Here is a 9,576-nt window from a genome sequence, read left to right as displayed (position 1 = left end):
AAGCCCTTTTGGATACGGGCTATCAGGTGACACCTGTGATCGACCGTGACTATTTCTGGGCGATCTATTTCCGCACACCCGGTGGCATCCTGTTCGAAGTTGCCACCAATGAGCCGGGCTTTGACCGCGACGAAGACACCGCCAATCTGGGTCAGGCTTTGATGCTGCCCACCCGCTATGAGCAGCATCGCGCCGAGATTGAACGCCTGTTGCCCCCGCTGGCCCCATAAGGAGGATGCTATGTCGACCAAAACCCACCACGCGCGGACAAAAGCGCCGCAGGCCGGCGCGCCGCTGATCTTTGCCTTTCACGGCACCGGCGGCGACGAGCATCAGTTCTTTGATCTGGCACAGCAACTTTATCCGGGGGCAGGCGTTGTCTCGCCCCGGGGTGATGTCTCGGAAATGGGGGCGGCGCGGTTCTTTCGGCGCACCGCTGAGGGTGTCTATGATATGGATGATCTGACACAGCGCACCAAGGCGATGGCCGCCTTTGTGGCCTCTCACAAGGCACAGTACCCTGATGCGCCGGTCTATGGCTTTGGCTACTCGAACGGGGCGAATATTCTGGCCTCTGTTGCGATGGCGCATCCCGATCTGTTTGCGCGGATCGGATTGTTGCATCCGCTGATCCCATGGCAACCACAGGCCAGTCCTGCACTTGATGGCAGCCAAGTCCTGATCACCGCCGGAAAACACGATCCGATTTGTCCGTGGCCCTTAAGCCAAAAACTGATCAACTGGTTTGCGGCGCAAGGTGCCGAGGTTTCCACACATATCCACGATGGCGGCCACGAGTTGCGCCAGCCGGAGGTGTCGGCGCTTCAAACCCTGCTGACAGCGCCGTAAGCGCCGGTGATGGGCCGTTTCGCATGTGAGCGCCACAGGCGCGTCTGCGGGAAGGGGCTTGACCGATCTTGAATTGCTTTTTGACCATGAGGAGGCAACCCATGACTGAAGTGAAAATGATCTATACCGAGACCGAAACCAAAGGCCGTTATGCGGCCACCCTGCCCGGTGTTGAAGGCGCAGCTGAATTGACGACCTCCAAAGTATCACCCACATTGATCATCGCCGATCACACGGCTGTTCCAGATAGCATGCGCGGGCTTGGCATTGGGCGTGCTTTGGTCGATCAACTGATCGCCGATGCACGCGCAAAGGGTCAGCGCATCGTTCCGCTTTGCCCCTTTGTGCGCGCGCATGCAAAAAAACACCGCGAGGATTTGGCCGATGTCATCCAGTGGTAAAACCAGTCACCACACTGGATCGACAGTGTGACGGACCGAGAGCGGCGCATCACGCTCTACCAAAATGACCGCTGCGATGACGTGAACGTTATTTCGCACGCAAATACAGGAGATATCTTATGAGCTGGAACCCAACCCAAAACCCCGAATGTCCGCTATCCGATAGCGCAGCAATTGAAACGCTGATCATCCCGCGCGCCCATGATCTGGGCGGGTTTGAGGTGCGGCGCGCCCTGCCCTCCCCCAAGCGGCAGATGGTTGGGCCGTTCATCTTTTTCGACCAAATGGGCCCTGCCGAATTCATCACCGATGGCGGCATTGACGTGCGCCCGCATCCGCATATCGGTCTGGGCACCGTTACCTATTTGTACCAAGGCGAATTCGAACACCGCGACAGCCTGGGCACGCATCAGATGATCTATCCCGGCGAAGTGAACTGGATGGTCGCAGGGCGCGGCGTCACCCATTCTGAACGCACCAGCGCGCAAACCCGCGCCACGCGGCATAAGCTGTTCGGTATCCAGACATGGATCGCCCTGCCCGAAGACCGCGAAGACATGGCCCCGGATTTCGAGCATTACAAGGAGGCGGCACTGCCCGTCATCACCGACACCGGTAGCACCGCCCGGCTGATCCTTGGCACGGCTTACGGGCAAACCAGCCCGGTGACGATGCAATCCGAAACGTTCTATCTGGATGTGGTGCTGGCGGCAGGCGCGGCTTTTCCGTTGCCCGACAACCACGAAGATCGCGGGATCTATGTGACCGAAGGCAGCATCGAAGTTGCAGGAGACAGCTTTGACGCGGGCCGCATGATGGTCTTTCGTCCCGGTGACCGGATTTCGGTAAAGGCTGGCCCGCAAGGGGCGCGGCTGATGGCGCTTGGCGGGGCCACGCTGAATGAGAAACGCTATATCTGGTGGAATTTCGTCTCCTCCTCCAAGGATCGAATAGAACAGGCCAAAGAGGATTGGAAGGCCGCAGATTGGCAGAATGGCCCGTTCAAACTGCCGCCGGGCGATGATGCGGAGTTCATCCCGATCAGCCCCGAGTTGGACCGGACGCGCCCGAAGGATTAGGCGTTTACCAGCCGGCACTGTGGTGTCGGCTGGCATCACATCCCGTCACCGCCGCAGATTTCAGCGTTTTTGGCTCCGTTGTTCACCTGCCAATAACGTTTCGCTAGACTTCAGGAGCATCACCCGCCCATGCCGCTTGCAAAAGCGCCCTGATATCAGGGGCCGTGACAGGGTGCGGGTTGGGATAGGGTTTTGACGTGGCCAGCATGGTGGCGTGATCAAGGTCGGTCTCCTTCAGGCCCAGATCACGCAGCGCCCGGGGCGCGCCAAGCGATTTTGCAAATGTATAAAGCGCCAGCCCCGCGTTATCGCCGCCCAGCAACTCGCAAATCGGGGCCAGCAAGGCGGCGGCACTGCGCGCATTATAGGCAATGGCATGGGGCAGGATAATGGCATGGGTGTCTGCATGTGGCAGATCAAAGCTGCCCCCCAAAGTATGGCACAGCTTGTGATGCAGGCCCATGCCCACCTGCCCCAACACTGTCCCGCAAGCCCAGGCACCGCGCAACGTGCCCTCACGCGCGCGGAGATTTGTAGTGTCTGCCAAGACCTGAGGCAGGCCCTTCACAAACGCCGCCAACCCCTGTACCGCCAGGGCGTCAGAACCCGCGTTCCGGTTGGGTGCGTAAAGTGCTTCAGCTGCATGCGCCATTGCGTTCAGCCCGGACGTGACTGTCAGTGCGACCGGCAATGTCACCACAAGTTCTGCATCATAAAGAATAACCTCCGGCAACACCTTCGGGTCGCTAAGGGTGGTTTTAACGCCGCCTTCCGTCTGGCCAAGGATCGGCGTTGCCTCGCTGCCTGCATAGGTGGTCGGGATGATGATCTGGGGCAGGTCCGTCCTGTAGGCGAGTGCCTTGCTCAGGCCGGTTGTTGACCCGCCTCCGATTGCGATCAGGCAATCGGCGGCGCAGGTTTCCAGATAGTCCAGTGCTTCAAGCGTCACCGCGACGGGGGTATGCATCTGCGCCTTGCTAAATGTCCCTACGGCGGCTGTGCCCAACGCGGCAGCGATTTCCTTCGCGACGTCGGATCGTCCGGGCGTGGTCAGGATCAGGGCACGGGCGGCACCAAGTCGCGCTACCTCGGACGCAATGGTCAGGCGGATACCCGCACCGAATTGAACGCGGGCAGCAGTTGCATCTGACGCGGTTTTTTGGGCTGGCGTCACGTGATATTCCTCCGGCTTGGGGGGCTTGCTTTGTTCAGACATCTTGACTGTCATTGTCCCGTATATAGGCCCGCGCAAACGGATGCGACTGCGCCTTGGGTCAGATGACAGCATGGGGTTCTGGCAAGTTCAAAGCACCCGCCGATGTGATCTGCAAGATCCTGTGATCACGCCTTGGTGTAGGCGGCACAGCTTGCCGAAGCGCGCGCGCCCAGACTATACAACATTCTAAAGCGTTTTGAAATCAGGAGAATACAAGATGCGTACCAGTCTTTTGCTCATCGCTATGCTTGCAAGCGCCAGCGCTGCTGCCGCACAAGCCACCCTTTCCATCCCCCTCAAAATCGGGACAACGGACAGTGTCTTGTCGCAAACCTATGCCTGCGGCGACGAAAAGGCTTTTGCAGTTCAATATGTGAATACGGGTGCAAACGCACTGGCCATTTTGCCGATTGACGGGGAAGAGCGTCTCTTCGTCAACGTGGTTTCGGCCTCGGGCGCAAAATACGTGTCGGGCGCGCATGTGTGGTGGACCAAAGGCGATACCGCAACGCTGGAAAATGAGTTGACGCAAGGCAGCCTTCAGGAGTGTAAATCGCAAGATGCCGCGCCCTAAACCTAAGGCAATGGTTGTATAGCGTCACGAAACACGGCCCGATTATGGTAGCTCCCTATGGCGAAACATAACCGGGCCAAACGCCAACCGGCCCCTTGCTGGCCTACCAAAACCCGCGGCAAGGGCGGCGGTCAAAGCGGACAGGTCTCATTGATATGGGCCTCAAAAAAGTCTGAAAAGGTCGCGACCCGCAGCGGCAACTGCTCATAAGGCGGATAATGTAGCGTCAGCCATATCTCCGGCGCGGACCAGTCCGGCAGCACTGCGGCCATACGCCCGGCGGCGAGATCGGCTGGGAGTTCGCGGTGCTTGACGGAAAGGCCACCGGCTCGCGTCTGGCGGCGTGGCCGAACAAGCCGGGCATCCTGTCGGAAAGCGCGCAATGCGTGGCCGACGTCCGCCACCCCGACCCGTCCACGGCCCGCGTCATGGCCGAAAAGACGCGCCGCGCCGCCCAATGCGCCGCGGCGATGGCGGGATGCGAATTGGAGGTCGAGGACGAATGGGAATGGGGCGGCGACATCTTCGACGCCGGGCTGATTGCGCTGGTGCGCGACGAGGCGGTGCGCCAGAACTGGAACTGGCGCGATATCCAGTCCCAGGCGGGCCACGATGCCTATCACCTGGCCACTTACTGCCCGTCCGTGATGATCTTCACGCCCTGCAGAAAAGGGATCACGCACAACAACAACGAATCCTGCGACCCCGAGGATTTCGTGGCGGCCCTGAACATGCTGCTTCATGCAGTTGTCAAGAAAGCCGATGGCTGACACGAAGTCGACGCGCGCCGACAATCTCCATCTCAAGCAGACAGTCGGGCAAGGCGCTGGCGGACAAGACCGCCCGTGCAACTTCCGAACGGGCCGGGTTCACAATCTCAACCGGCAAGAAGATCGGTGCATCGGCAGCAACTGACGCCGATCCCGGCGCTTAGCGCGTTTCCCTCAGCCATTTGAAGATCATGTTGGCATTCAGCGCATAACGCCGCGCCACTTGGGCAACAGAAACATCCGCCGACGCCGTCTGAAGGCAGATCGACTGCTTCGCTGCCCGCACTTGCCGCCCTTTGGCTGACCTTGGGCTTTGGCTACAGCCTGACGCAAACCCCTACCGGGCGCTTGCTGCGCAGGTCCGCCCAGCCCGAAGACCGGCCGGCAATTTTCGCCGCGCAGTTCGCCCTGTCACATGCGTGCTGGCTATTGACCTATCCGCTCGCTGGCTGGGCGGGAGCGAGGTTCGGGCTGGGCAGGACCTTCCTGATTCTGGCGGGATTGGCCGTGATTGGCATCGTTGCCGCAACTAGGCTTTGGCCCGCCGATTTGGTCGATGACATCGCCCACACCCATCCCGAGTTGGCGCCAGATCATCCGCATCTGCACGCACATGGGGCCAATCCGCATCGCCATCCGGTCATCATAGACGAATTGCATCGGATGTGGCCCGCGCAGGCAAGGTCGACCTAGCCAGAGTACTCAAGGCGAACGGATTTGATTGTCCACCGCCGCCGTCAGATGAGACTAAGCGCAACCCCTCCGGCCGCGGTCAGGACAACCACGATCCAAGGTGCTGCCTTCCAGACGGTGAGCAGGAGGAATGCAGTCAGGGCCAGCGCGAAATCCTGCGGTGTCAGGATCGCGCTTTGCCAGACCGGATCGTAAAGGGCGGCCCCCAGAATGCCGACGACAGCCGCATTCGCGCCGCGCATCGCGGCCTGTGCCGGGAGGCGTGACCGGAACGCATCCCAGAACGGTAGCGCGCCAATCAAAAGCAGAAAGCCCGGAACGAAGATGGCCACCAGGGCAATGGCGGCACCGAGGAAACCATTAGGCGCGGGCCCCGCAACCGCCCCGAGATAGGCCGCAAAGCTGAACAGTGGCCCGGGAACGGCCTGTGCCGCGCCGTATCCGGCAAGGAAGGCGTCATTGCCGATCCAACCCTGTGGCACCACCTCGGCCTGCAACAGTGGCAGCACGACATGGCCACCCCCGAATACCAGCGACCCGGACCGGTAGAAGGCATCGAACAGGGCCACGCCTTGCGACAGGCTGGCCGCCAGTGGCAACAAGACAAGCAGCAGGGCGAAAACCGCGAGCGCGCCGAGGCCAACCGACTTTGGCACGCGAAACTGCAGATGTCCGGCCATTGGCGCGGGCTCGCCGTGACAGGCCCAAAGTCCCGCCAGACCGCCGATCACGATGGCGGCGATCTGACCCATGGATCCGCCCGCAAAGACCACGATCAGCACGGCGGCAAGCGCGATGCTGGCCCGCGCACGATCGGGCGCAAGGGTCCGCGCCATGCCCCAGACCGCCTGCGCCACCACGGCCACGGCGACCACTTTCAGACCGTGAACAAGGCCAAGACCAACAGGCCCCGCGAACGCGGTGGCCCCGAAGGCGAACAGGACCAGAAGGAGTGCAGATGGCAGCGTGAACGCCGCCCATGCGGCCAGCGCGCCGAGCGGGCCACCACGCAACAGCCCAAGTGCGAAACCTGTCTGGCTGCTGGCCGGGCCGGGCAGGAACTGGCACAGCGCCACCAGGTCGGCATATCCCGCCTCGTCGATCCATTTGCGCCGCGTAACCAACTCGTCCCGGAAATAGCCAAGATGGGCAATCGGGCCGCCAAAAGACGTGAGCCCCAGTTTCAGGAAGACCCGAAAGACTTCAACCGGCGTGCCGTTGGAGCGGGGATCGCCCTGCGGAACAGCTTGGCCAGATGTCATCATGAACCTGTCCCTGCCAGATTGTCGGGGATTGGGCAGCCGGGGTTGGCGTCGCCATGGCAACGCATCACAAGATCAGAAAGGCTACGGTGCACGGGTTTGAGTTCGATGATTTTCCATTCGATCCTGCCAATGTGATCATGGGGCAGATGTTTGACATCGGCGCTGGCACGGCCCCGATCTTCGTAGAGCGACAGCAGTGCGCGACAATCCTCAATCGAAAAGCCCAGCGATCGCGCCCGCGCAAGAAAGGCCAGTCTGTGCAAATGACTTTCTCGGAACGCGCGGTACCCGTTTGCCCCTCGTAGCGGTTTAATCGGCCCGATTTCCTCGTCGTTGCGGATCGTCTTTGCAGGCAGTCCGCTTGCCTGTGCAATATTCCCGATATACATGGCACCAGCCTCCGAAAGACAGTTTCTAAACTTACAGCAACTGTAAGGACAGGGAAGCCTCAACTCGGAACTCTGCTAAGCTGGAACGCAGATTTTGCCCGTTGGCGCATCCTTTGCGGCGGAAAGTCAATTCCTTTGTGATGTCCCTGACCTGCCAGTAACTGGAGGGGCCATGTGTATCGTGGTTCAGGTCGCAACTCTGAAATGATTGGAGCTGGAAAGCTGCAAACGCAGCAGTGCTTAAAAGCCATTATTGCAGGTCGCGCGGCGACCCGCCGAGATGGAGAGAATGATGATGAACGGATATGGTATGGGGTGGGGCATGGGTTTCGGCTGGCTCTGGATGATCGTCATCCTTGTGCTGGTCGGCCTCGCCCTTGCCGCTCTGGTCAAATACCTGCGCAAATGAACGGAAAGGAAAACACAATGGGCTATACAATCAACCGCCTGATAGCGGACGCCGGTTTTGACGCCGTTGACGCGCGGACCCGGGCGGCGCTGGCCGACAAGGGTTTTGACATTCTGACCGAGATCGACGCCAAGGCGACAATGTGTAGGCCTCCAATACTTCGCAGACGGCCCAAGACGGTCCTTGCCCGCAATCAGCAATGCAGCGCCGAGACCCGCCATAACGATCAATCAAAATTCATGCGGTATTTTGGCGGATTAAACTTCCGTCTGCGCCCATCAAGTCGAATGGCGCATCGCGGTCTTCAGACTTGGGGATGGGAACTCACGGCTATTCACTCTTGTGTTTGACGTAGAAAAGGGCTTTCTTTTGCTGCGCGCACCGCGCCGATTTCGGAGCGAAGAGGGAAATTTTGCCATTTGACCTCAAATTGTGTCCGGCCCAGTCTGACGAGTGCGGTCACTATAGAAGGTACGGCTGCATCGAGCACCCGATACCCAGACAGGTGATCGTTTTGACTTCTTTGACTTCGCATTCCCTCTGTGCACGTCTCGCGAAAAATAACACAGCCTATCGGTTCGTTTGAACAGCATCTGCAATGAGTCGTGCCATCTCCCAAATAGACATTTAACGAGGAAGAAAACGGAACGACGGGATCGTGTGAGCGCCCTGAGGGGATGGTGCCTGGGAGTGAACTCCACCGCCCGGATGTCAGACGTGGCCGTGTCCATGGCCAGATGGACCTTGCGCCATTGACGGCGGCCCTGAACACCATGCTTCCGGGCCTGCCACCCGCCGTCGCCCAGGAACTTGATCCCAGTGCTATCGACGAGCAGGTTCGGCGGCCCATCGGCACGTCGATAGGGGATCTGGACGGTCAGCGTCTTTTGCCGCCTGCACAGAGTCGTATAATCCGGCACCAACCAGTCCAGGCCCGTCATCTTCAGCAGGCTGGCCACCATGCCGGTCGTCTGCCGCAACGGCAGTTTGAACAGAACTTTGATCGTCAGGCAAAACTGGATGGCCGCATCAGAGAACACTGCGGGCCGACCGGGACTGCCGTCATGCGGCGCAAGCCAGGTCATGTCCTTGTCCAGCCAGATCAGCAGCGACCCACGCTTCTTCAGCGAGGCTGTATAACTGGACCAGTTCGTGGTGCGGTAGCGGACGGGTGATGGCTTGCTCATTCGGCTTTTCTAACCGCATGGAATCACAACGTGAATCGTCCACGGTCAGAGTTGTGCAACAACGCCCAGGAGATGTACAATCCTCCCAATCAATTAATAGTAAGTTCCTTAATGGTCCCGAGTGTCGCAATTCGAGCAAGTAAGTTTAATGTGCAATCACGATCAGCGAAACCGCCCGCAAAACGCCCCTGATGCATGGAACCTTTTGTATTCCAAGGCGTTAAGTTTCAACTGTTTTGTCTATGCCAAACGATAGCGGCGGGTTGGCGGCCATTGATATCGCATATCAGACAGATGTGAGTGCAACTGCCGTGAGTGCGCGACGGCGCGCGAATCTTGCCTGTTTGCCGACGGCGAAATTACCTGAAAGGATGTTTCATGAGGCGTTTTCTGAATTCCACTGCGGCCTTGTCGGTTGCTCTGATGAATGTGCACCCGTGGCCTTTGTTGGCCCAAACCTTGACAAAGGAAGGGACCGTTATCGCCGCAGATGGGACGGTGCTGTGTGAGCCGAATGCGGATATCGTTTGCGATCCAACTGATCCCGAACTGATTGCGCAATCGCAAAAGATTGACGAAAGCATTGCAAAAGCCGCCACTGAGGCTGACGCCAAAGCCAAGCCTGACGCCGAAGCCGCCGCCGCTGACGCAGACGCCAAAGCCAAGGTTGACGCCGAAGCCGCCGCCGCCGAGGCTGACGCCAAAGCCAAGGCTGATGCCGAAGCTGCCGCCGCTGAGGCAGAC

Annotated in this window: 10 protein-coding genes and 3 pseudogenes; 9 read left to right on the top strand and 4 right to left on the bottom strand. The window is 59.6% G+C overall.

Going from position 1 to position 9,576, the window contains the following annotated elements; translation table 11 throughout:
• From L0H65_RS08495 to L0H65_RS08480, 4 genes and pseudogenes are all read left to right on the top strand, one after another.
• Nucleotides 1-230, top strand: a pseudogene (locus L0H65_RS08495) (VOC family protein); the annotation flags it as partial.
• Between the two features lie 10 nt (nucleotides 231-240).
• Complete coding sequence (locus L0H65_RS08490) at nucleotides 241-849, top strand: alpha/beta hydrolase (protein WP_301458442.1); 609 nt, start codon at nucleotides 241-243, stop codon at nucleotides 847-849.
• A gap of 101 nt (nucleotides 850-950) precedes the next feature.
• Complete coding sequence (locus L0H65_RS08485; protein ID WP_301458441.1) at nucleotides 951-1,250, top strand: GNAT family N-acetyltransferase; 300 nt, start codon at nucleotides 951-953, stop codon at nucleotides 1,248-1,250.
• A 119-nt stretch (nucleotides 1,251-1,369) separates the two neighbouring features.
• On the top strand, nucleotides 1,370-2,329 hold the full coding sequence (locus L0H65_RS08480; protein WP_301458440.1) for a pirin family protein: 960 nt from the start codon (nucleotides 1,370-1,372) through the stop codon (nucleotides 2,327-2,329).
• 103 nt (nucleotides 2,330-2,432) lie between these two features.
• Here L0H65_RS08480 and L0H65_RS08475 read toward each other — a convergent pair whose 3' ends face one another.
• On the bottom strand, nucleotides 2,433-3,545 hold the full coding sequence (locus L0H65_RS08475) for a maleylacetate reductase (RefSeq protein ID WP_301458439.1): 1,113 nt from the start codon (nucleotides 3,543-3,545) through the stop codon (nucleotides 2,433-2,435).
• A 217-nt stretch (nucleotides 3,546-3,762) separates the two neighbouring features.
• Between L0H65_RS08475 and L0H65_RS08470 the strand changes: the two genes are divergently transcribed.
• From L0H65_RS08470 to L0H65_RS08460, 3 genes are all read left to right on the top strand, one after another.
• Nucleotides 3,763-4,119, top strand: a complete 357-nt coding sequence (locus tag L0H65_RS08470; RefSeq protein ID WP_301458438.1) for an MliC family protein — start codon at nucleotides 3,763-3,765, stop codon at nucleotides 4,117-4,119.
• 305 nt (nucleotides 4,120-4,424) lie between these two features.
• The gene (locus tag L0H65_RS08465; protein WP_301458437.1) at nucleotides 4,425-4,889 is read left to right on the top strand and encodes a M20/M25/M40 family metallo-hydrolase; all 465 of its coding nucleotides are present in this window, start codon (nucleotides 4,425-4,427) and stop codon (nucleotides 4,887-4,889) included.
• Nucleotides 4,890-5,195: 306 nt separating this feature from the next.
• Nucleotides 5,196-5,582: a hypothetical protein gene (locus L0H65_RS08460; RefSeq protein ID WP_367651982.1), complete on the top strand. Its 387-nt coding sequence runs from the start codon at nucleotides 5,196-5,198 to the stop codon at nucleotides 5,580-5,582.
• A gap of 44 nt (nucleotides 5,583-5,626) precedes the next feature.
• Here L0H65_RS08460 and chrA read toward each other — a convergent pair whose 3' ends face one another.
• Nucleotides 5,627-6,844, bottom strand: a complete 1,218-nt coding sequence (chrA, locus tag L0H65_RS08455; RefSeq protein WP_301458444.1) for a chromate efflux transporter — start codon at nucleotides 6,842-6,844, stop codon at nucleotides 5,627-5,629.
• Entirely contained in the window at nucleotides 6,844-7,236 is a 393-nt protein-coding gene (locus L0H65_RS08450) for a MerR family DNA-binding protein (RefSeq protein WP_301458436.1), read from the bottom strand. Before L0H65_RS08450 ends, chrA begins: the two co-directional genes overlap by 1 nt.
• Nucleotides 7,237-7,662: 426 nt before the next feature.
• Here L0H65_RS08450 and L0H65_RS08445 point away from each other — a divergent pair, with 426 nt between their 5' ends.
• Nucleotides 7,663-7,995, top strand: coding sequence for a hypothetical protein (locus L0H65_RS08445; RefSeq protein ID WP_301458435.1), 333 nt, complete (start codon nucleotides 7,663-7,665; stop codon nucleotides 7,993-7,995).
• Nucleotides 7,996-8,334: 339 nt separating this feature from the next.
• On the opposite strand, the pseudogene L0H65_RS08440 reads toward L0H65_RS08445, so the two are convergent.
• Nucleotides 8,335-8,832, bottom strand: a pseudogene (locus tag L0H65_RS08440) (IS5 family transposase); the annotation flags it as partial.
• Nucleotides 8,833-9,210: 378 nt separating this feature from the next.
• On the opposite strand from L0H65_RS08440, the pseudogene L0H65_RS08435 reads away from it, so the two are divergent.
• Nucleotides 9,211-9,576 (top strand): annotated as a pseudogene (locus L0H65_RS08435) (hypothetical protein); the annotation flags it as partial.

Source organism: Pseudorhodobacter sp. (assembly GCF_030452865.1).
Classification (GTDB): domain Bacteria; phylum Pseudomonadota; class Alphaproteobacteria; order Rhodobacterales; family Rhodobacteraceae; genus Pseudorhodobacter.
Note: the sequence above shows the minus strand (reverse complement) of the source record. Positions and strands in the feature narration are given on the sequence as shown.